Raw genomic sequence first — 20,318 nt, 5'->3', positions numbered from 1 at the left:
GGGAGTGGTAGCCAACCAGCCGCAGTCGATGGCGGGGACGATCGACGTCCACGCCTCTCAGAAGGGCGCATGGTTCGTGGGCCTCTGCGACCGGCTGAGGCTGCCGGTTGTCGTGCTGGTGGACACACCGGGCTTCCTTCCGGGACGAGGCCAGGAGGTGGCCGGCGTCATCAGGCACGGCGCCGCGTTCCTTCAGGCGTTCGCTTCGGCTACGGTCCCGACCGTGACGGTCGTGCTCCGCAAGGCGTACGGCGGTGCATACATCGTCATGAACGCCAAGGACCTCGGCGCAGACTATGCCTTTGCCTGGCCGGGGGCCGAGATCGCCGTTATGGGCGCGCGTGGCGCCGTCAGCATCCTGCAGAGAAGGAAGTTGGCCGAATCGCCGGAGCTTCGTCCCGAGCTGGAGGACGAGTACAAGCGGCAGCAGTGCACTCCATGGCCGGCGGCGCATGGGGGCTACGTGGACGAGGTGATCGAGCCTGCGGACACGAGAGCCCGGCTCCTGGAGTGTCTGTCGGAAGCCTGAGTCTTCACAGCCGCGGGTCGACCGGCTCGGCCTCCAGCGCGAGGACCCCGAATACGCACTCGTGCACGCGCCGTAGAGGCTCCCGGTCAACGAACCGACTCAGGGCCTCGAGCCCCAGGGTGAACTCCCGCAGCGCAAGCGACCTCTTCGGGCCGAGGGAACGGGACCGCAGCCTGTCCAAATGCAGGGTGTACTCGGGTCCGTAGATGATCCGCAGGTACTCGCGGCCCCGGCACTTGAGCGCCGGCTGCACCAGTCCGCGGCGGCTGCGCACGACGAAGTCCAACGGCTTAACGACCATCCCCTCCCCGCCCGCCGAGGTCAGCTCCTCCCACCACTCGGTGGCGGTTCTTTCCGATGCCTGGTCCCCCACGTCCACGACCCGGTGCGATGTCGGCACAAGCAGACCGGGATCAGCGTCCGACAGGCGCTGGATCACCGACATGTGCCACAGGTGGTCGCGATCGGCGTGGACGGCCCCTTCCGAAGCGAGAATGTGGAACGGAGCTACCTTCAGGTCGTCAGCGCCCTCCACGCCCCAGCAGTAGCGCCCGTACTCTCGCGCGTAAAGGTCGGTGCTGCGGAGGCGCTCCCGCACTGCGTCCAGAAGCTGAGAGACGTCGATGCCCGAAGCCTCGGCTTCCCGCAAGAGCGAATCCGTCTCCCCGAGCGCCACGCGAGCAGCTGTACCCACGGCGGCGTACTGCCTCCGCAGCAGGTCCTGCGCCTTGAACGACCACGGCATGACCTCGCAGTCCAGGACGACCCAGTCCGACCCGAGCTCGTCCCACAGGCCCGAGGTCTGCATCGCCGTCCGAACCCGCTCCAGCACGGCCGACTCCAGCGGCGGAGAGTCGAAGAAGCGGCGTCCGGTGCGCGTGTAGCCGATGCCCCACCCGCCTTCGCGGAGGCCGAACCTCGTCCGGCCGGTGTCGTGGTCGCGGCACACCACCAGCACCGCCCGCGAGCCCATGTGCTTCTCCTGGCAGACCACCTTCGGCACACCCTGCTTGCGGTAGTAGTCGAAGGACTCCTTCGGGTGCTCGAGGAGGTCCACCGAAGCCGCGGTCTCAGAAGGCGATATCGCGGGTGGCAGGTAGACGAGCCACCGGGGGTCCACAGCGAACCGGCTCATCGCCTCAAGCGCCGCCGCCGCGTTCTCCTCCCGGATGGTGACGTTTCCCATCAGCTCGGTCGCCACGATCCGCCGGCCCATGACATCGTCGATGTCCAGCAGGTCGTCGCTTGCCTGCTGCGCCGACAGTCCCGTTTCTTCGACGGGGAAGGGACGCACAGGATCGGAGTAGGTACGGCGGGCGGCAACGGAAACCAGCTCGCGCTCCGGGTAGCGAAGGGCGGTCAGGCGGCCGCCGAACACGCAGCCGGTGTCGATGTTGATCGTCCGGTTGAGCCACTCGGACTCCGGGACCGGGGTGTGTCCGTAGACGACCTTCGCCTGTCCGCGATACTCCGCGGCCCACTCGTAGCGGACGGGCAGCCCGAATTCGTCGGTCTCACCGGTCGTCTCACCGTAGAGGGCGAAGTCCCGGACCTTGCGCGAGGCGCGGCCCGCGAGCTCCTGCTTCATCCCCGCGTGTGCGACCACGAGCCGTCCTTCGTCGAGGACGTAGTGGCTGATGAGGCCGTCCAGGAAATCGATCGCGTTCTTGCGGAAGAGGTCCCGCTCCTCGTCCGGAAGGGCGTCGATCTCCGCGAGTGTCCGGTCGAGCCCGTGAGTGATGGCAACGTCCCTCCCGCGCAGCTTCCGGACGAGCTTCACGTCGTGGTTACCGGGAACGCAGAGCGCGCTGCCGGATCCGACCATGTTGCGCACCAGTCGCAGCGTGTCGCAGACGCGCGGGCCACGGTCCACGAGGTCACCGAGGAACACGGCGCGCCGCCCCTCGGGGTGCGCGTACACGGGTCCGGAGTCAAGGCCGGCTCCCGGACGCACCTCCGTCACCTCATAGCCCAGGAGGCCGAGCAGCTCCTCGAGTTCGTCGCAGCACCCGTGGACGTCGCCGACGATGTCGAAGGGGCCGGTGTCGATGCGGCGGTCGACCCACAGCGGACGACGCTCGATCGTCGCCGACTCGACCTCCTCCACCGACGGCAGCACGAACACGTTCCGGAAACCCTCGCGCTCAAGCCCCCTCAGGGACCGCCGCAGCTGCTGGATCTGGCGGCCGATGACGTGGGGGCCGAACGTCCGGTCGTCGCGTCCGCGGTTGCGCTCAAGGCAGACCTTCTCCGGCAGGTCCAGCACGATCGCCACCGGGACACAGTGGTAGCGGCGCGCCAGCTCGACGAGCGGCTTGCGGGAGTCGCGCTGGACATTTGTGGCGTCCACGACCACCAGACGTCCGGCCTCAAGGCGCTTGCCGGCGATGTAATACAGGACGTCGAACGCGTCGCTGCTGGCCTCCTGGTCGTTCTCGTCGTCGGCAACCAAGCCGCGGCAGAAGTCTGAGGACAGCACCTCCGTCCGGAGGAAGTGCTTTGCGGCGAAGGTGGACTTGCCGGACCCCGACGCCCCGACGAGCGCCACGAGAGACAGGTCAGGTATCTGGATGCTCACAGCGACAGCACCGCCATCTGCGTAGCTGGCCCGACCTGGGGGTCCTCGGCTCCCACGGGCAGGTGCCGCGCGGAGTAGCCGAAGCGCTCGTGCAGCCGGGCGGTCCAGGCGGCAAACTCGTCGCGGCTCCATTCGAAACGGTGGTCGCGGTGCCTGTAGGCATCACCGGGCAGGGCGGGAAAGCGGACGTTGTACTCAGCGTTCGGAGTCGTCACCACCACCGTCGCCGGCCTCGCGCGCTCGAACACCACCCGCTCGAACGACTCGAGGCGGTGTGGGTCCAGGTGCTCGATCACCTCGACGGCCGCCGCCGCGTCGAAGCCGTGGATACGGCGATCGGCGTAGGTGAGGGAGCCGTGCAGCAGCTTCACGCGGTCGCGCTGCTGCGGCGAGAGCTGATCCAGCCGCAGGCGCTCCGCAGCCACCTCGAGCGCGCGGTGGGAGACGTCCAGCCCCACGATCTCCGTGAACTGAGCGTCACCGATGAGGGTCTGGATAAGACTGCCCTGCCCGCACCCGAGGTCCAGGACCCTCCGTGCGCCGCTCGCTCGCAGCTCGCCCACGACGGCGTCGATCCGCTGCTCGTGCAGTCGCAGGGGCCGCTCGACCGCGGCCTCCTCGCCCAGTGCCTTCTCCGCCTGCTCGTCGGGGGAATCCGGCTGTTCCTCGGCCACCAGGCGTTCCAGCGCCTGGCGCACGAGAGGACGGTTGCGCTTGAGGTAGCGACGGACGATCTCCTCGCGCTGAGGGTGGGAGCCGAGCCACCCTTCGCCGTGGCGCAGCAGTTTGTCGACCTCGTGGTCACCGATCCAGTAGTGCTTTGTGGCGTCCAGGACCGGGATGAGGACGTACAGGTGCGAGAGCAGGTCCTGCAGGCGCGCATTCGCACGCAGGGTGACGGTCAGGTACGGGCTGTCGCCCCAGTCCGGGAACCGGGGGTCAAGCGGGTGCCTCTGGATCTCGAGGTCGTAGCCAAGCGGGACGAACAGCGCGCGCAGCAGGTCCTCCCCGCCCCGGCAGGGCACTACCGGGAGCCGCGCCTCCAGGGGGATGGGCGTCGTTGCGAGGTCCGGGCGCTCCGGACACCGTCCTGCCAGCGCGGACCTGAACACGCGGCCGATCGCGACGCTGAGGAAGGACGAAGCCACGTACGGACGGTCATTGACGTACTGCTCCAGTGGAGCATCGCTGCCCTGCCCCCGACGTACGAGTCCCACGGGATCCACGTCGAGGAGGAGCGCGCAGGTGCAGAGGTCCTCGCGGGCCTGGGGGTAGAACACGTGCGCCGTTCCGAACGGCAGGTCAAAGGCCTGCCGGCGGCCGGGGTGCTTATGGAGCAGGTACCCGAGGTCCGTGGCCGGCTCGTGCGTCGTGGAGATCTGGAGAAGCATTGGTCCTCCTGAAGGACGCCTAACGTAGCCGTGACGCGCGCAACATGCGCGGGAGTCGTGGTCCGGACTTGGCAGCGACGTCAGCCCTCGTAGACGACGTGGTCCTCGTCAGGGCCCAAGGGCTCGAACTTCATCTTCAGCGCCTCGAAAGCGTCCGAATCCACAACGAAGCTGTCGGCGCCGGCGCGGGCGACGCACCTGTCTCGCGCGACCTCGTCGGGCGTCCGCACCCAGTGGAGAAGCGCATCGGCTCCCACCTCCTCGGCGAGGCCACGAGCTCGATTTCGCTCCGCGCGCCTCCTGTAGCCGAAGTCGAGGACGACATCGACGCCGGCAAAGACCAGCCGGGGCCACAGGTCGTCCAGGACCCGCCACACCCTTCGCAGCCACTCGTCGTTCAGCTCATGGGTTCGAACACCGTCGTGATACAGCCGGAGGTACCACTCGTCGATTGACAGCCGGACCCCTCCGGTCTCGCTTTCGAGCCGGCGCGCGAAGGTGGTCTTGCCTGCGCCGAGATAGCCGTGGACGAGATGGGCCGTCGGTCTGCGGCCGGTCAGTCGGGCGCCTCGACGTCGACCACGATCCGGACCGGCCCCCTCAAGGTGTGCACGGCCGCGCAGGAGTTACGGCGCATCCCGATGTACCAGGTCATCGTGTTCTCGAAGTCGCCGGCCTCGGCCACCTCGGCGACGACCTTTGAACCCACGAATCGCTTGGGGCCGGTGTAGTGCAGCCGGAACTCGTCGCCCGAGGTGTCTACTCCCGAGGCGAAGACAGTCAGCCGGAAAAACGACGACCCGTCGACCTTGATGGGGTCGCCGGAACCGTCCCGTAGCAGCGGGGGCCGAGCCTGCTCCAGCAGCCACCTCGGGACGACGTCCTCACCCCTGACGGGACTGAAGGTCCACACGATCCTCTCGCTGCGCAGCTCGGGGTGGACCCCGGTCCGGACGTCGTCGAGAAGCATGGACGCGCTGCCGTCCCCGCCCTGTTGCTTGTCGCACCGGAAGTTCAAGGCAGCAGCTGCAGTCCGATCGGGAGCCGGCGACGGCTCTGAAGACGACGTGGCAATCGTTGATGAGGGGCGGGGAGACCGTGATCTCGCCGGCTCATCCGGCGTGCAGCTGACAACGGCCAGGAACAGCACGAGCATCACCGCACGTCCGGTCATCGCTACCACTATGCCTGGCTATTCCGGCTGAGAGCGCTTTGCCGCCTGCCTCTCGAGCTCGGAGTTGAACTCGCCTCCCACGAGCACCGCCAGCCCCGTGAGGTACAGCCAAAGGAGCAGGATCACCACGCCCGCCAAAGCGCCGTAGGTCCTGGCGTTGTTGCCGAACTTGGTCACGTACAGCGAGAAGCCCACCGACGCCAGGATCCAGATCAGCGTCCCGAGGAACCCGCCCGGGCTGATCCAACGCCACGACGGTGACTCACGGTTCGGCCCCAGGTAGTACACGACGGCGAAGAGCACGCTCATGAGCAGGAGCGTCAGCACCCACCGCAGCACGGTCCACACCGGCACGAATACGGCCCCCGCGGCGAAGGATCTGCGGATGACGTCGCCCAGGGGCGCGCCGAACACCAACAGCGCGGAAGCGGTCCCCGCCAGGAGCGCGACGATCGCCAGCAGGAGGAATGCGACGAGGCGACGCTTGACGAACCTGCGGTCGTGGGGGACGTCGTAGGCGATGTTCAGCCCGTTTTGAAGCGCTGCCATCCCCGACGATGCGCTCCACAGGGCGAGAAGGATACCGACGACGGCCGCCACCACTGACGCCCGGCCGGACTGTGTGGCCGAGTCGCTGAGGGCGTCCACCAGGACGTTGGCCGCGTCACCGGGAAGGATCGAGCGGACCCCCTTGATGATCTGCCCTGCCGCGGCCGGACCGGCCCCGAACAACCCGAGGAAGCCGACAAGCGCAATCAGGGCCGGAAACAGCGACAGAAACCAGTAGAAGGCCATGCCCGCCGCGACGTGCGGTATGCGATCGGTCTGGATCTCGTTGACGGTCCGCTTCAGGGACTGGCGCCACTCGGGGCGGTCCAGGTCCAGCGGGGAGTCGGGTTCGGCCCCCTCCCCCGTCTGAGGCGGAACCGGCTCGTCGGTTGAAGCTTCCCCAGGGGGCGGCGCGGAGTGAGACGACATCTCAGTCCTTTCAGCCTTGGCGGGGTCCGGTCCTCGTCTCTTTCCCAGGGGTCGGGTTCGCCAATCTCCGCAGCGAGCGGCGGCTTCTCTACTTGACCTGAGGACTTAGGAGCCCGGAACGACTCAAAGCGGCGTCTCGGCTGGCGGGCGAGCCACGGGTCCCATGTCACAATTCGCGCGATCGTTCGCATGGGTGCCGACGCAGTCGTGTCGCGGACGCCGGCGGATCAGGTCGGTTGAATTTCGAGGGAGTCGCGAGTGGAGTCAAGGCCGTCACACGTCCCTGGCTTGGACGGGCTGCGTGCGGTCGCTTTCCTCACGGTCATCGCGGCACATCTCAACCTGCCCAGGATCGACGGGGGGTTTTACGCCCTGGACTGGTTTCTGGTCCTCAGCGGTTACCTCATAGGCGTCCGGCTGCTCACACCATCGGCGCCCGCCCGGGATGTCGTGGTCTGGCACTTGCGCTCCCGAGCGGTCAGGATCCTGCCCGAGCTGCTGGTCATGCTCGCTCTCTTGACGCCCATCGGCGCTTACCTGATGGTCAGCCGCGACTGGCAGGACTTCGCGCTTGTGGCCGTTTCGACCGTGGGGAGCTTCGTGAACTTCACGTTCGCCTTCGCCGCAGACACCGAGGGTGGCCTCAATCACCTGTGGTCGTTGGCGCTCGAGGTGCAGTTCTATCTGGCTGCGCCAGTCCTCATGCTCGCCTTGCGCCGGCGCCCGGCCCTGCTGGCAGCGTGCCTGCTGACGATCGCAGGGCTAAGCGCCGGCCTTCGCGCGGTCACCTGGGATGGCAAACCCTACGGCGCAACGTACGTCCTGCCGCACACGCGGGCCGATGGGTTCCTCTTCGGCTGCCTGCTGGCCCTTCTGCACGTTCGTCGTCGCAGTTTGCCGGTCGTCGTCGCTCGGGCACTGCCGGCCGCCGCCACGGTTTCGCTTTCGACTCTGGCGTTTCTCGTTGTGAAGCACCTGCCGCCTCGCTTCGCGTACAGCTACGGGTTCGTCCTTTCCGGCATCCTCGCCACGGTGATCTGCGCGTGCGTTTTGTGGCGGCCGGATAGCGTCCCGTCCAGAATGCTGTCCCCGAGGGCCGGCGTGTGGCTGAGCGAGCGCACGTACGGGGGCTACCTGTGGCACTACCCGGTGGTGATCCTCCTGGCCCTCACGGGCCTAAAGCGGAACGCCTACTGGGCCTACGTGGCGGTGACGTACGGGGCCGCCTTCGCACTCGGACACCTGTCCCGGCGCTACGTCGGTCTTCCGGTCGCCGCCCACGTGCGGGACCGGCAGCGGTCCTACGGCGCGGCGACGGCTGAGGTGGTCGCCGGCGAGGCGGGCGCCCTTCCGGCGCACACGGGGCCGCCCGGATCCAGCGAAGCCACCTGAGCAACTCTGATCGGACGGGGCGTAAGTAGCCGGATCTATACGAGCGGCCCGACGGCCCACGGGTTCGCCGAGCTGCGGGTAGCCCGGGGGGGGCCGCTCTACCAACTGAGCTACCCCCCCGGATCCTGACCACCCGGTGCCCGGCAGGCGTCGACGATTGGTTCGCCACGTCCGAGTGAGGGAATGCCTAGTGAATGTCACATGACCGCACGCCCTACGGAACCGCGCTGGAGGCTCTGCGGGCCGCTCGGGCCGTCGTCCCACACACGGACGCCGACGGTCTCGCGGCGGGCGCCCTCGCCCTCCGGTTTCGCGGTGAGTCCGCGGAGCCCGCTGTCCTGCTGGGGCGCGGCAAAACGCCATTCGGGGCGGCGAAGCTGCCGGCCGGCGAGCTCGCGGTGCTCGACTGGGGGATGCGGCAGGGCGGCCCTCCGGGTCTGATCGTTGACCACCACGCGCCGGAAGCCGAGCCGCGGGACGACCAAGTACTCGTATCCGGGTTCGGCGAGAGACCCGAGGTCAGCACGTCCGTCCTGGTGGCCCGCATCGTGCCGGAGCCGCCCATGTGGCTTGCCGCCATGGGGGCATTTGGCGACTTGGGAACGGCAGCTTTCAGCCTTCCAGGACTTGAGCAGGCGCCGGCAGGACCGATCCGGCGCCTGACGCCCCTCATCAACGCGCCACGCCGACTACCGGACGGACCGGTACGGGAAGCCCTGGCGCTGCTCGTGGACCACCCAGACGCGGCTTCCGCTTTGCGCGACCCGCGAATCCAGATCCTGCGTGAGGCAAAGGAAGAGTGGACGGCCGCCTACAAGCAGGCACTGCGGACCCCGCCCCAGATGCGGGGCGACCTCGCGCTGATCAGGTTCACATCTCCGTACCAGATTCATCCGCTCGTGGCCCAGGCATGGAAGAGACGGCTCGCTCCGCGGGTGGTGCTCGTGGCGAATGACGAGTACCTGCCCGGGAAGGTCAATTTCGTTGTGCGCGGGGGGACGGGCGACCTGCGAAAGCTTCTACGACATGCACTGCCCGATGTGCAGGGCGAGTATGCCCATGGTCACCCAGCGGCCACCGGCGGGAGCCTCGGTCCGGAGACATTCGAGCGGTTGCTGGACGCACTGGCAGGATCGGAGTTGGTCCCGTGAGGCTGGGCTTCGCGGTGAAGGTGCTGGGCGACGGGGGCCTTCCTTCGCACGACACTCGCCGCTGGCAGTCGGGTCCCCACCTGTCGCGTTCGCTCGACTTCCTCGACGGGATCTTCTCGTACCTGGAGCGCAACGCGATCTCGATGTACCGGATGGCAACGGCCGTCGCTCCGTATGCGAGTCATCCGGACATGCCGCAGTTCTGGGACCAGATACCGGAGTGTGCGGCGCGGCTGGCTGAGGTGGGCACGAGGGCGCGAGCGCTCGTGCTGCGGCTGTCGGTCCATCCCGGCCAGTACACCGTCCTCAACTCCGAGAACCTGGACGTGCAAGCGAACGCCGTACGGGAGCTCGAGGTACAGGCGTCGTTGCTCGACGCGATGGACCTGGGGCCGGAGGCGGTGGTCGTTGTCCACGTCGGAGGTATGGCAGGTGGACCCACAGCCGCGCTGGACCGCTTTCTGGCAGGGTTCGAGAGGTTGAGTGAACGTGCCCGCGCCCGGCTGGTGGTGGAGAACGACGACCGCCTCTTCTCGCTCGCCCACGTGCTCGATCTGCACGCGCGGACATCGGTGCCGGTCACCTTCGACGTGCTCCACCACCACTGCAACGATCCCGACCGAATTCCGTTGCCCGAGGCGCTTCGTCTCGCCTTGGACACTTGGCCGGCCGACGTCGTCCCCAAGATCCACTTCTCCTCTCCTCAGACGCAGGTGCTGGAGAGCCGCGTGAAGACCAACGCGCGGATGACGAACCGGTACGACCTACCTGCGCCTCATGCGCACAGCGACCTCATCGATCCGATGAGCTTTGAAGCGTTTCTGACCGCCTCCGACGGGGCGCAGGATTTCGACGTCATGCTCGAAGCAAAGGCGAAGGATCTAGCTCTGCTCAGACTCCGCGACTCCCTGCGGAGGCGGGGGTTCGACGTCGGCTGACAACCCCTCGTGGCCCCGTAGCCCTGATGTGTAGGAGACCGGTGCGGACACTCCTGCACTGCAGGCCACACGGCCGGTTGCCCAGAGGGCTCGCATACCCTCTGACCGGCCACGCTGTTCGTGGAGGCGAACGGATTCGAACCGTCGACCTCTGCGTTGCGAACGCAGCGCTCTACCAACTGAGCTACGCCCCCGGATCGCGACCATTGTAGTCGCGCCTCGAACCGCCCCTAAGCCGCCGGCACCTCTGGGCGCATGGAGAGCAGCTGGTCGGTCCAGCGGGCGGAGTAGGAGCCGGAGCTGGCACGCACATCTCGCTCGTGGGCCCCGCGGACGATCATGCCCGTCCCTGGCGCGACCCACAGGTTCATACGGATGGTGCCCTCGGCCTCCCCTGTGAGCTTCAGGACGACCTCCACCTGCCACGCGTCGATCTCCTCGGCCCCCAGCGTCAGCTTGCTCTGCTCGACCGTGCGGCCTTCGTATGAACCGGACGTCCTGCCATGCCACTCCCCGGTCCAGCGCTGTCCGGCCTCGGCAGGCGACATCGTGAGCCGGACGGGGGCGTCGAAGTCCAGGCTGGGGCTGGGGTCCAGCGGTCCGAAAGCCACCTTCGTACGCAGGCCGTTGAGGAACATCCCGTCGGGGGCCGAGGTCATGTCCAGCCACTCGCGGTGCTCACCGGAGTAGATGTGGTCCATCGTCCATCCGGCCTCGGTCGCGCGCAGGTGCGAATACGACGACTCCGGCAGGACCCGCTCGAGCAGCATCCCCTGCTCGGTTCCCTTGGTCTCCCACGAGTAGATCCCGGGCGGCGGCGGCGCAGTCGGCTTCTGCGCGGCCTGGCCCGGGGCGCCGATCGCGCGCGCCTGCGGCAGGACACCGGCAGGAGCACCCGACTCCGGAGCTCCGGCTCTGCCGCCGGAGCCCGCGGTCGCGGCCGCCCGCTGCTGCGAGTCGAGCGCGGCGCCAACCGCCGGCCCACTTGCGGACGAGAACCTCACCGTCGCCTCGCGCAGTGTGACCGGCGTCGACGTGGCGGCCCAGCGGTAGCCGAGCGAAAGCAAGGCCGCGACGATCTGCGCGATGCAGACGGCGAGCACCATCCAAGGCCTGAGGCGGGGGCGCATGGCACTAGGTTAACGTCGCCGTCTTCGCCCATGTCCCCCAACCTGCGTTCCCATGCCGGCCATCGACCTTGACGGCGCACGACGGGCGCTGGACGTCCTGCTGGAGCGGATCCCGCACGAGCACGACGGGGCCCAGCTGTACGTGTCCTTGGGCGGCGACGTTGTGCTGGACGAAGCGGTTGGGGAGGCGAGTCCCGGGGTCCCCATGACCCCGGACCACATCACGCTGTGGTTTTCGTCCGGGAAGCCTTTGACGGCGGTGGCGGTCGCACGGCTGTGGGAGGCGGGGCTTCTGTCGCTGGACGACAGGGTGGCCCGCTTTATCCCGGAGTTCGCGGCCGCAGGCAAGGACGCAGTCACGATCCGCCACGTCCTCACCCACACCGGCGGTTTCCGCAAGATCCCCGCCAGGATGCGGTTCTGGGACTGGGACGAACAGGTCCGCGCGGTGTGCGAGACGCCGGCGGAGTGGCCGGCTGGCAAGTTCGCGGGCTACCACCCGGCCTCCGGGTGGGTGGTGCTGGCGGAGATCGTGCGCAGAGTGGACGGCCGGCGCATCGACGAGTACCTGGCGCAGGACGTGCTGGGGCCCCTCGGCATGACGTCCACGCGGCTCGGGATCCCGCCCGATGAGCAGTCGAGGCTGGGACCGCTGATCGCCCATGCCCACCCAAAGAACCCGGCGCCGCAGTACGCGGTGGCGTCCTGGAACGAACCGCAGGGGCTGTCCGCCGTGCATCCGGGGGGAGGAATGCGGGGCCCGGCGAGGGAGCTGGGCCTTTTCTACGAGTGCCTGCTTTGCGGCGGCGAACCGCTGCTGCGGCCTCAGACGGTCGAGGCGCTGGTGGCCACGCACCGCGTCAACCGCATGGACCACACCTTTGGCGTGGCGGTCCCATGGGGGCTGGGGTTCGTCCGCTACGGCATCAGGCCGGTCGCACCGATCGGCGGGCCCCGCTCTTTCGGGCACGGCGGCCACTCCTCGTCCATCGGCTATGCCGACCCCGAGGCCGGACTGGTCGTGGCCCTGGTGACCAACGGCTTGCCGGGGGCCGTCGAGCACGACCGCCGGGTGCGGGCCGTGATTAAGACGATCTACGGCGCGATCGACGGACTGCCGGATTACGACGGGGGGAACGGCCCCGGCCCGGTCAGCCTGGGCCGCGACTCGTGACGCCGAACCGGGGCTAGGAGGCCTCCACCAGGGAGTTCACGAACTCCAGGGTCTGCTCCTCGGAGTACAGCCTCGGGTTCATCTCCACGATCCAGTCGACGTGGCCCCGGTCGTTGGGCAGGGCCTCACTCCAGTTGACGGCCCGGATGTCCTGGTCGGCGAACTCCCGCCACGCCGTCTTCTCGGGGTGCGGCTGCTTGTACAGCTCCCACATCGTCGCCGGACGATTCCGCACGAGCACCTGCTTGCCGCCCGGAGTCTTGGGCGGCAGTCCGGGCGGGAAGAAGCGCATCGAGATGGTGGCGCCGCCGGCGTCGGTGATCTGGTAGTAGGTCTTGGTCTCTGCGGTGTCCGGCGGGTACTGCAGGACCAGCGTCAGGATCGTGTACTCCTTGTTCGGGTCACCCTTGCGGCCCCCATCCTTGCTGGTCGCGAACCACGCCTCCTCGCCCCCGGGCTTGGGAGCCGTGCCCACCCGAAGGACCGGACGGTGCGGCCACCACTCCAGTGCCTGCTCTAGCGTGATCCGCTCGCGGACCTTCTCCTTGGCGAAGGGGGCCGGCGTTGGCAGCGGACCGGTCGGCATGGCCGGACGCTGCGTGGCCCTGGCCTTTGTGCCGTCCTTTTTGGCGGCCGGGCTTGCATTGGCCGGGTTGGCGGGACTCTGCTCGGCGAGCTCGGAAGCCGTGCCGGACGGAGTGACCGAGACTCGTTGGCGCGGGGGTCTCGTGCGGTCGTTGCCGCAACCGCCGGTGACCAGGAGCACCACGAGGACGAGCGCGAGGTTTCTGTTGGTGGAAGTCATGTCAGTTCAACGAACGAAGAGACCATGAGGGTCAGGCGTCCGCTCCGCTGACGCGGCTGGCGTGTGCGGCCAGCTCGTTTCGCAGTCCCTGCTGAATCAGCGCTATCGAGAACTCCCCGCGGGTGCGCTCGATCAGCGACCGTGCGACGTCGGTCCTGCGCCGAAGACCGCCGGTGATGGCGTCCGGGTAGTCCATCGATGTCAGGACCACGTAGATCTCGTCCATCGCCTCAAGAAGCTGCTCGCAGCGCTCCAGCTCTCCATGGCGCATGAGGTCCAGGATGTGGCGCCGCAGCTCCCCGATGGTGTCCCCGAGCCCGTTGAGGTAGGGGGCCTCGCCGATCCGGACGTCCTCGGGGGCCGGGAACGGCTCGCCCCGGATGATCGCGTAGGTGGCGCGGGCTTCGACGTACTCGATCTGGGCGTCCTGCAGGAATCCCGCGTGGAAGATCTCCGGAAAGGGAGCCAGGGCCCCCTCGGCCTCCCTGAGGTTGGTCTCGGCTTCGGCGAACAGCGCCAGCGCCGCGTCCCAGTCGCTGCGGTGCACGGCCCGGATGCCGTTGGCGCAACTGCGGATCGTCTTGCGCGAGCAGGCGAGAGCCTTCTCGCGGCCTGCGCTTTTGCGGTCGAACCGGTCGCGTATCGAGTCCTGGATGGCGTTGAGCTCCACGCCCGAGAGTCTAAGGCAGACGGGGCAGCGACCCGGCGGTCGTCCAACACCGGTGCTGTACCATTCCCGCGCCTGACACCCGGGAGGACTGGTGGATTTCCGCGACTCACCGCAGGAGGCGCAGTTCCGTCGCGAGCTGCGCGAGTGGCTTGCGCGCAACCTGCCCGAGGACTGGCAGGGCATGGACCGCGGCCGGTGGGCCTCCGACTCCGACCGGATCGGCTTTCTGCGCCACTTCCAGGCCCGGATGGCGGCCGACCGCTGGATCGGCATCCACTGGCCCTCGGAGTACGGGGGCCGCAACGCCTCGGCGACCGAGGTCGCCATCTACAACGAGGAGATCGGCCGCGCAAAGGCTCCGCAGCTGCCGTCGGTCATCGGCACCCACATCGCCGGGCCGACGATCGCCCAGCTGGGCACGCCCGAGCAGAAAACACGCTTCCTGTCGAAGATCCTGTCCGGCGAGGAGATCTGGTGCCAGGGCTTCAGCGAGCCCAACGCAGGCTCCGACGTGGCCAACCTGCAGACGCGCGCGGTGGATGTCGGCGACGCGTGGGTGGTCAACGGCCAGAAGGTCTGGACCTCCTACGCCCACCTTGCCGACTGGTGCCTTCTGCTGGCGCGCACCGACCCGGACCCCCCGAGCCGCCACCAGGGCATAACGGCGCTGCTGGTGGACATGCGCCTTCCGGGGGTCGAGGTCCGGCCGCTGGTGCAGATCACTCGGGACGCCGAGTTCAACGAGGTCTTCTTCTCCGACGTCCGGGTGCCGAAGGACGCGGTCCTGGGCGAGGTGGGCCAGGGCTGGCACGTCACCATCTCCACGCTGATGCACGAGCGGTCCAACCTCGGCACCGGACTTCAGGTGTCGCTGGAGAACACATTGGAGTCGCTGATCCGGCTGGCCGGCAAGACTCCCTCGCGTACGGCTCCCGGCGGGACGGCCATGGATGATCCGGTCACGCGTGACGAGATCGCAGGCCACGTCGTCCACACCAGGGCCCTTCGCTTCGCGATCATGCGCACGCTCACGGACATCCAGCGCAAGGGGGCACCGGGCCCGGCGGCGTCGGTGATCAAGCTGGTGTGGTCGGAGCTCAATCAGCGGCTCACGGAGACCGCCACGAGGGTCCTGGGCCCGGCGCACCAGCTGACACGGCTCGACGGGCACGCGCGGGACGGCGGCACCTGGGAGTATGCGTTCCTGCGGGCGCGCGGCAACACGATCGAGGCCGGCACGTCCGAGATCCTGCGCAACATCCTCGGGGAGCGGGTCCTGGGCCTCCCCAAGGACCCGGGACGATAGGGGGAACACGGAATGGACTTCGGACTAAACGAGGACCAGGAGTCGCTGCAGCGCTACGCGCGCGAGTTCCTGGAAAAGGAGTGCCCTTCGGAATTTGTCCGCAGGATGATGGACGACACGATGGCCTACGACCCCGGCTTCTACGACAAGCTCGGGCAGCTCGGTTGGATGGGAATCACGATCCCCGAGCAGTACGGGGGCCAGGGCATGAGCTACGTGGACCTGGCGGTCCTGCTCGAGGAGATGGGGCGGGCTCTCGTGCCGGGTCCGTTTTTCGCCAGCGTGTGCCTGGGAGCGGTCGCCGTGGCCGAGGCTGGGTCGGAGGCCCAGAAGTCCGCCGTCCTGCCGGGAATCGCGTCGGGCAAGCGAAACGCCACAGTGGCCTGCACTGAAGGCTCGGGACGGGTGGACGCCGCGGGGGTTCAGCTGGTCGCCAGGGCCGAGTCGTCCGGATTCGTGCTGACCGGAAGCAAGTCCTACGTCCCCGACGCCCACGTCGCCGACTCGATCGTGGTGGCGGGCAGGACGTCCGACGGCGAGGACCCCGAGGACGGCGTCACCCTTTTCCTGGTGGACCCGTCGGACCCGGGGGTGGACGTCACCCAGCTGAAGACGATGGACACTACCCGCCGCTGGTGCGAGGTGACCTTCGACGGCGCGAGGGTCGGTTCCGACGCCGTGCTGGGCGAGGTGGACCGGGGCTGGCCCCCGCTGCAGCGCGCGCTTCAGCGAGCCGCGGCGATGCTGTGCGCGGAGTCGGTGGGCGGGGCGCACAAGGTCCTGGACATGTCGGTGGAGTACGCGAAGGCGCGGGTGCAGTTCGGACGTCCGATCGGTTCGTTCCAGGCCGTCAAGCACAAGTGCGCGGACATGCTCGTTGACGTGGAGATGGCCCGTTCGGCGATGTACTACGCGGCGTGGGCGGCGTCCAGCGACGACTCGGAGCTTCCGCTGGCCGCGTCGGTCGCGAAGGCCTACTGCGGCGACGCCTTCACCCGGGTCGCCGCCAACGGCATCCAGGTGCACGGCGGCATCGGTTTCACCTGGGAGCACGACATGCACCTGTACTTCAAGCGCGCGAAAGCAAACGAGATGCTGCTCGGCGACCCCACCTGGCACCGGGAGATCGTGGCGCGGCTCGTGGCTGCCTGACGGCAGAAAAAAAGAGGCGCGGACCTCGGCCAAGTCCGCGCCCCCACTGGATCGGTCCCCGCAAACGACGGGCGTCGGGAGGGGGGACCGCCCTGGTGTCCTAGTGTGCCGCCGGTCTCACCACCCGCCGCCGGCGGCCTCGGGAGTCGAGGCCTGCTCCGGCATCCGCTGTGATCTCACCTTCACCGGACGCGCCGCGTAGACGACCGCGGCCACGAAATACGCGATGAGCAGCACGTCCGCGATGAAGTTCGGGACCAGCAGAAAGCGCAGGCCCGGAACCAGCCAGCCCGGGAGGAAGGTGGCTATCACGAAGATCGACAGGTACTTGAGGTTGCGATTGCGGCGCTCCGAGGCGCTGCGACGACCAGCGGTGCGGTGGCTTCCGGGGTGGTCGGTGGAGCGGGGGACCAGGATGACCCGGCCCCCGACGGTCGTGCGGCTGCGACGGGAACCCGCCATTGCCTTCAGAGCCCGGTTGAACATCATCTCGGTCCGTAGAGGAGACGGGTGTTGAGAGCTTTTCAGCAGGGTCGGCCCTAGAACCAGCCCCCACGCTGCTACCAGCAGTACGAGTACCAGTATCCCCACACGCCGCTCCCGCGCCAACCTGTGGCCGGTTTCTGAGCGGAACGTAGCACCCGATACTGCCAAATAGCAAGGATGTAACTACAAGGATGTGATCCCGTGCCCCGGCCGGCTCGTGCGGGCCGTCACCAGCCTTCCAGCGGCTCCAGGAGCATCATCCGGATGGGCTGCCCGGCCTTGGTCACGCCGGCCCCCGAGGGAGCCACGGCCAGCGCGTTGGCGCGGGCCAGCGATGAGACGACATTCGTGCCCTGCCGCGCAGACACCCGCGCCCTCCAGCCGGGCCCCTCACGCCAGGCGCGGACCCGCAGGTAGGACTCAAAGCCAGATGGGTGCGGGCAGTCCTCCGTGAGCGAACCCTGGACCTCGGGCCGCAAAAGCGTCCTTCGGCCGGCCATCTTCAAAAGCGACGGCCGAACGAAAAGCTCGAACGCCACCGCCGCGGCCACCGGGTTGCCCGGCAGCCCAAAGAACGGCCGGTCCTCCACCAGTCCGAACGTCAGAGACCCGACCGGATCCGCCGCGAGGTCCCAGGACTCCACCTTGCCGAGCCCGTCCACGGCGCTGCGCGCATCCTCTCCGCCCGCCGTGATGAACACGTCCGCCTGCGGCAGGTACGTGGTGATGGCGTCGCGCATCTGCGTCTCGTCGTCCCGCATGATCCCGGCCCGCAACGGGGCCGTTCCCGCCTCGCGCGCCATCCCCGAAAGCGCAAAGGAGTTGGAGTCGCGGACCGAACCGGGGCTCAGTTCCTGTCCCGGCTCCCGCAGTTCGTCCCCGGCCACGATCACCACGGCCCTGGGCCGCGGGCGCACGAGGACATTGGTGCGGCCGAGGCTGGCCATCACTCCGACGTCCATGCCCCGGATGCGCTGTCCGGTCTCCATGATCCGCTCGCCCTTCGCGACGTCCCCGCCGGCTGGACGAAGGTTCGCCCCGACGATGACGGGGGTGCCTATCGCCAGCGAGGAGCCCACGACGGCGACGAGGTCCTGGCGCACGACCGCGTCGGCCCCTTCGGGCAGCGCCGTCCCGGCCTTGATCCGGACCGCCTCGCCGGAGGCCACACGCCCGGCGAACGGACGGCCGGCCGCGGCCTCGCCGATGATCGTCAGCCCCACGGGAGTGGATGCCGCCCCTGAAGTGTCGCCCGCCCGCAGGGCGAACCCGTCGGAGGAGGCGCTAGGGAACGGCGGCAGCGCCTCCGGAGACGTGACGTGCTCGGCGAGCACGCACCCGTGCGCCTCCGTGACCGAAAGCTCCAAGGGGTCCAGCGGGCTCGTCTGGTCGAGGATCCTGGTCCTTGCGTCGGCGACCGTGAGCATCAGACCAGCTTCTTGCGGACGCAAAAGTCCGCGAGGAACTCACGGAACTCCTTGCCGAGGTCCTCGCGATCCACGGCCAGCTCGACAGTGGCCCGCAGGTAGTCAAGCTTTCGGCCCACGTCGTAGATCTTGCCCTCGTAGATGAACGCGTAGACGGCCTGGCGCTGCGCGAGCGATCTGATCGCGTCCGTGAGCTGGATCTCGCCGCCCGTCCCCGGCTGCACCTTGCGCAGGTCCTCGAAGACCTCGGGGGTCAGGACGTAGCGCCCGAGGGAGGCGAGGTTGGAGGGCGCCACCTCGGGAGCGGGCTTTTCCACAAAGTCGCGGATCCGCACGATGTTCTCCTCCACCGGCTCCGGCAGGACCGACCCGTACAGCCTGATCTCCTCCCGTGGCACCTCCTGCACGGCGATGACGCTCCGGCCGTAGCGGTCGTACACAGAGGTCAGGTCCTCGAGCAGCGTGTACTGCTCGGTCACCACGACGTCACCAAGCAGGACGGCGAACGGCTCCCGTCCCACGTGCTTCTCTGCCGCCATCACCGCATGCCCGAGCCCCAGCGGCTGTTTCTGCCGCACGTAGTGGATGTCGGCCATCTCGGAGATGGCCTGGATGGACTCCAGGGTCGTGCGGTCGCCCTTGCCGTCCAGGACCGCTTCCAGCTCGGTGGACCGGTCGAAGTGGTCCTCGAGGCTGCGCTTGCCGCGTCCCGTGATGATCAGGATGTCGTCCATCCCGGCCCGGACCGCTTCCTCCACGACGTACTGGATCGCCGGCTTGTCGACGAGCGGAAGCATCTCCTTGGGCTGCGCTTTTGTCGCGGGAAGGAAGCGGGTGCCCAGCCCCGCCGCCGGGATCACCGCCTTGTGGACCGGCATCGCCCGTAAAGGATGCCAGACCTGCCGGAACCATGGTCAGGCGGGTTGGGGCTGCCGGTGGGGTGCGATCAGATCGTGAGGGACCTTGACGGCAGGGGTGCTGCGGCGGCAAAGCCGGGAGCGAAAGGACCGTGGCGACGCAGGTAGTCGACCGCCTGCAGGGCGTGCGCCCTGGCGCCGTCGAAGGCCCGGTCGCCGAGCAGGTCGCGGGGGCCCACGAGCCGCCCGCCGGACACCTGGAAGCCGAGCCCGATCGCACGCGGGGGTCCGTCCAGCCGGGTTGCCGCGTCGTCGTTGGTGGAGACCGGCATGAGCGGGCCCGCCTGTCCGGGCGAGTGCCACCCGGCCACGGCGTATGGAAACGACAGCGACTCAAGCACCTCGCCCACCGAAGGCAGCCCCGGCGGGCACCTGACCAGCAGCACCGGGTCGGCCCCTGCGGACGCACACGCCGCGGCGGCGCCGCCGCCGGAGGCCGACACGCGGCGCACGAACCCGGGTCCCGCGGCCTCCGCCAGAAACGAGTGAAGGTCGGCCGGCAGCTCGAATCGCCTGTGCCCGCCGTGCAGGTCGACCTCAAAGGCGAAACCCGGGGTCATCCGGGGGTCGGTGAGCAGGCTCGGGGTGTTGAAAGGGTCCCCGAAGGCTCGGTACAGGTGAGCGTTCCAGCAGCCCGGGCCGGCCTTGTCCGCGATCAGGCACAGCACCGGTTCCGAAGGCTCCTCCAGGACCAGCTCCGCGGTCTCCAGCTTCGGCCCCCCGTTTCCGCGGTCGGGGCAGCCGAACTGGCCGAGGCCCCAGGCGACCTCGGAGCAGGCGGTGAACGTCGTGACCGCAAGGGTCCGCACGGCCGGCGTGCGGGGGGGCATCTCGTGGAGCAGCACCAAGGCGAGGTCGTCGCCGCATCGCGCGACGTATGCGTCGTCGACGAGCCCCTCGTTTTTGGCGTCGGAAACCGCTCGCCTCGCGCAGTCGACGACCGCGGGGTGGACGTGCCCGCTGCCGACGTAACCGCCGGGGCACGACTTGAGGACGCTCACGGTGGCTGCCATTGCGGGCACTGTAGACACGGCCGGTGACGTTCTGGCCGAGTGCCCGGCCTGGCCTCTTTTGCTCCGCGCCGGTCAAAGCAAGGGTCCGCGGCCGCTATGCGGCCGCG

The 20,318-nt window shown here is 68.7% G+C and carries 19 protein-coding genes and 1 tRNA gene; 7 read left to right on the top strand and 13 right to left on the bottom strand.

Annotation, left to right across the window (positions count from 1 at the left end; all coding sequences use genetic code 11):
- The coding region (locus VNE62_04200; GenBank protein ID HVE91494.1) for a carboxyl transferase domain-containing protein at positions 1 to 529 on the top strand (529 nt) is incomplete at its 5' end.
- Positions 530 to 533: 4 nt separating this feature from the next.
- On the opposite strand, the gene VNE62_04195 is transcribed toward VNE62_04200, so the two are convergent.
- From VNE62_04195 to VNE62_04175, 5 genes are all read right to left on the bottom strand, one after another.
- The gene (locus tag VNE62_04195; GenBank protein ID HVE91493.1) at positions 534 to 3,107 is read right to left on the bottom strand and encodes a polynucleotide kinase-phosphatase; all 2,574 of its coding nucleotides are present in this window, start codon (positions 3,105 to 3,107) and stop codon (positions 534 to 536) included.
- Complete coding sequence (locus VNE62_04190) at positions 3,104 to 4,498, bottom strand: 3' terminal RNA ribose 2'-O-methyltransferase Hen1 (GenBank protein HVE91492.1); 1,395 nt, start codon at positions 4,496 to 4,498, stop codon at positions 3,104 to 3,106. The genes VNE62_04195 and VNE62_04190 overlap by 4 nt, the downstream gene beginning before the upstream one ends.
- Positions 4,499 to 4,578: 80 nt before the next feature.
- Positions 4,579 to 5,058, bottom strand: coding sequence for an ATP-binding protein (locus tag VNE62_04185; protein HVE91491.1), 480 nt, complete (start codon positions 5,056 to 5,058; stop codon positions 4,579 to 4,581).
- Positions 5,055 to 5,516, bottom strand: a complete 462-nt coding sequence (locus tag VNE62_04180) for a hypothetical protein (protein ID HVE91490.1) — start codon at positions 5,514 to 5,516, stop codon at positions 5,055 to 5,057. The genes VNE62_04185 and VNE62_04180 overlap by 4 nt, the downstream gene beginning before the upstream one ends.
- Positions 5,517 to 5,690: 174 nt before the next feature.
- Positions 5,691 to 6,650 carry a YihY/virulence factor BrkB family protein gene (locus VNE62_04175; protein ID HVE91489.1) on the bottom strand — a complete coding sequence of 320 codons (960 nt, stop codon included), beginning with the start codon at positions 6,648 to 6,650 and terminating at the stop codon, positions 5,691 to 5,693.
- A 288-nt stretch (positions 6,651 to 6,938) separates the two neighbouring features.
- On the opposite strand from VNE62_04175, the gene VNE62_04170 reads away from it, so the two are divergent.
- The 3 genes from VNE62_04170 to uvsE all read left to right on the top strand — a co-directional run bounded on the left by VNE62_04170 (position 6,939) and on the right by uvsE (position 10,131).
- Positions 6,939 to 8,042 (top strand): acyltransferase, encoded by a 1,104-nt coding sequence (locus tag VNE62_04170; protein ID HVE91488.1) that lies wholly within the window; start codon positions 6,939 to 6,941, stop codon positions 8,040 to 8,042.
- 194 nt (positions 8,043 to 8,236) lie between these two features.
- Positions 8,237 to 9,193: a DHH family phosphoesterase gene (locus VNE62_04165; protein HVE91487.1), complete on the top strand. Its 957-nt coding sequence runs from the start codon at positions 8,237 to 8,239 to the stop codon at positions 9,191 to 9,193.
- Complete coding sequence (gene uvsE / locus VNE62_04160; GenBank protein HVE91486.1) at positions 9,190 to 10,131, top strand: UV DNA damage repair endonuclease UvsE; 942 nt, start codon at positions 9,190 to 9,192, stop codon at positions 10,129 to 10,131. The genes VNE62_04165 and uvsE overlap by 4 nt, the downstream gene beginning before the upstream one ends.
- Positions 10,132 to 10,252: 121 nt before the next feature.
- Here uvsE and VNE62_04155 read toward each other — a convergent pair.
- Positions 10,253 to 10,325 (bottom strand) — tRNA-Ala (locus tag VNE62_04155).
- A gap of 36 nt (positions 10,326 to 10,361) precedes the next feature.
- Positions 10,362 to 11,261, bottom strand: a complete 900-nt coding sequence (locus VNE62_04150) for a hypothetical protein (GenBank protein ID HVE91485.1) — start codon at positions 11,259 to 11,261, stop codon at positions 10,362 to 10,364.
- Positions 11,262 to 11,313: 52 nt separating this feature from the next.
- Between VNE62_04150 and VNE62_04145 the strand changes: the two genes are divergently transcribed.
- Complete coding sequence (locus tag VNE62_04145; protein HVE91484.1) at positions 11,314 to 12,435, top strand: serine hydrolase domain-containing protein; 1,122 nt, start codon at positions 11,314 to 11,316, stop codon at positions 12,433 to 12,435.
- A 13-nt stretch (positions 12,436 to 12,448) separates the two neighbouring features.
- On the opposite strand, the gene VNE62_04140 is transcribed toward VNE62_04145, so the two are convergent.
- Positions 12,449 to 13,240 (bottom strand): hypothetical protein, encoded by a 792-nt coding sequence (locus VNE62_04140; protein HVE91483.1) that lies wholly within the window; start codon positions 13,238 to 13,240, stop codon positions 12,449 to 12,451.
- Between the two features lie 31 nt (positions 13,241 to 13,271).
- On the bottom strand, positions 13,272 to 13,910 hold the full coding sequence (locus tag VNE62_04135) for a haloacid dehalogenase (GenBank protein HVE91482.1): 639 nt from the start codon (positions 13,908 to 13,910) through the stop codon (positions 13,272 to 13,274).
- Between the two features lie 91 nt (positions 13,911 to 14,001).
- Here VNE62_04135 and VNE62_04130 point away from each other — a divergent pair, with 91 nt between their 5' ends.
- Both VNE62_04130 and VNE62_04125 read left to right on the top strand, forming a co-directional pair.
- Positions 14,002 to 15,216 carry an acyl-CoA dehydrogenase family protein gene (locus tag VNE62_04130; GenBank protein HVE91481.1) on the top strand — a complete coding sequence of 405 codons (1,215 nt, stop codon included), beginning with the start codon at positions 14,002 to 14,004 and terminating at the stop codon, positions 15,214 to 15,216.
- A 12-nt stretch (positions 15,217 to 15,228) separates the two neighbouring features.
- A complete protein-coding gene (locus VNE62_04125; protein ID HVE91480.1) occupies positions 15,229 to 16,368 on the top strand; it encodes an acyl-CoA dehydrogenase family protein in 1,140 nt (379 codons plus the stop codon).
- 117 nt (positions 16,369 to 16,485) lie between these two features.
- Here the strand turns inward: VNE62_04125 and VNE62_04120 are convergent, their stop codons facing one another.
- The 4 genes from VNE62_04120 to VNE62_04105 form a co-directional block, all read right to left on the bottom strand.
- Positions 16,486 to 16,959, bottom strand: coding sequence for a hypothetical protein (locus VNE62_04120; protein ID HVE91479.1), 474 nt, complete (start codon positions 16,957 to 16,959; stop codon positions 16,486 to 16,488).
- A gap of 122 nt (positions 16,960 to 17,081) precedes the next feature.
- Positions 17,082 to 18,281, bottom strand: coding sequence for a gephyrin-like molybdotransferase Glp (glp, locus tag VNE62_04115; GenBank protein ID HVE91478.1), 1,200 nt, complete (start codon positions 18,279 to 18,281; stop codon positions 17,082 to 17,084).
- Positions 18,281 to 19,159, bottom strand: a complete 879-nt coding sequence (gene galU / locus VNE62_04110; GenBank protein HVE91477.1) for a UTP--glucose-1-phosphate uridylyltransferase GalU — start codon at positions 19,157 to 19,159, stop codon at positions 18,281 to 18,283. Before galU ends, glp begins: the two co-directional genes overlap by 1 nt.
- 68 nt (positions 19,160 to 19,227) lie before the next feature.
- Positions 19,228 to 20,211 (bottom strand): fructose 1,6-bisphosphatase, encoded by a 984-nt coding sequence (locus VNE62_04105; protein ID HVE91476.1) that lies wholly within the window; start codon positions 20,209 to 20,211, stop codon positions 19,228 to 19,230.
- Positions 20,212 to 20,318 lie beyond the last annotated feature (107 nt).

The organism is Actinomycetota bacterium (assembly GCA_035536535.1).
In the GTDB taxonomy this organism is placed as follows: domain Bacteria; phylum Actinomycetota; class JAICYB01; order JAICYB01; family JAICYB01; genus DATLNZ01.
This window is presented reverse-complemented; position numbering and strand designations above follow the sequence as displayed.

Bases quoted from the DNA above. Each gene is read 5' to 3' on its own strand.
- VNE62_04145 (HVE91484.1), top strand. From the start codon at position 11,314: ATGCCGGCCATCGACCTTGACGGCGCACGACGGGCGCTGGACGTCCTG.
- glp (HVE91478.1), bottom strand. From the start codon at position 18,281: ATGCTCACGGTCGCCGACGCAAGGACCAGGATCCTCGACCAGACGAGC.
- VNE62_04140 (HVE91483.1), bottom strand. From the start codon at position 13,240: ATGACTTCCACCAACAGAAACCTCGCGCTCGTCCTCGTGGTGCTCCTG.
- VNE62_04165 (HVE91487.1), top strand. From the start codon at position 8,237: ATGTCACATGACCGCACGCCCTACGGAACCGCGCTGGAGGCTCTGCGG.
- VNE62_04175 (HVE91489.1), bottom strand. From the start codon at position 6,650: ATGTCGTCTCACTCCGCGCCGCCCCCTGGGGAAGCTTCAACCGACGAG.
- VNE62_04105 (HVE91476.1), bottom strand. From the start codon at position 20,211: ATGGCAGCCACCGTGAGCGTCCTCAAGTCGTGCCCCGGCGGTTACGTC.
- galU (HVE91477.1), bottom strand. From the start codon at position 19,159: ATGCCGGTCCACAAGGCGGTGATCCCGGCGGCGGGGCTGGGCACCCGC.
- VNE62_04150 (HVE91485.1), bottom strand. From the start codon at position 11,261: ATGCGCCCCCGCCTCAGGCCTTGGATGGTGCTCGCCGTCTGCATCGCG.
- VNE62_04190 (HVE91492.1), bottom strand. From the start codon at position 4,498: ATGCTTCTCCAGATCTCCACGACGCACGAGCCGGCCACGGACCTCGGG.
- VNE62_04125 (HVE91480.1), top strand. From the start codon at position 15,229: ATGGACTTCGGACTAAACGAGGACCAGGAGTCGCTGCAGCGCTACGCG.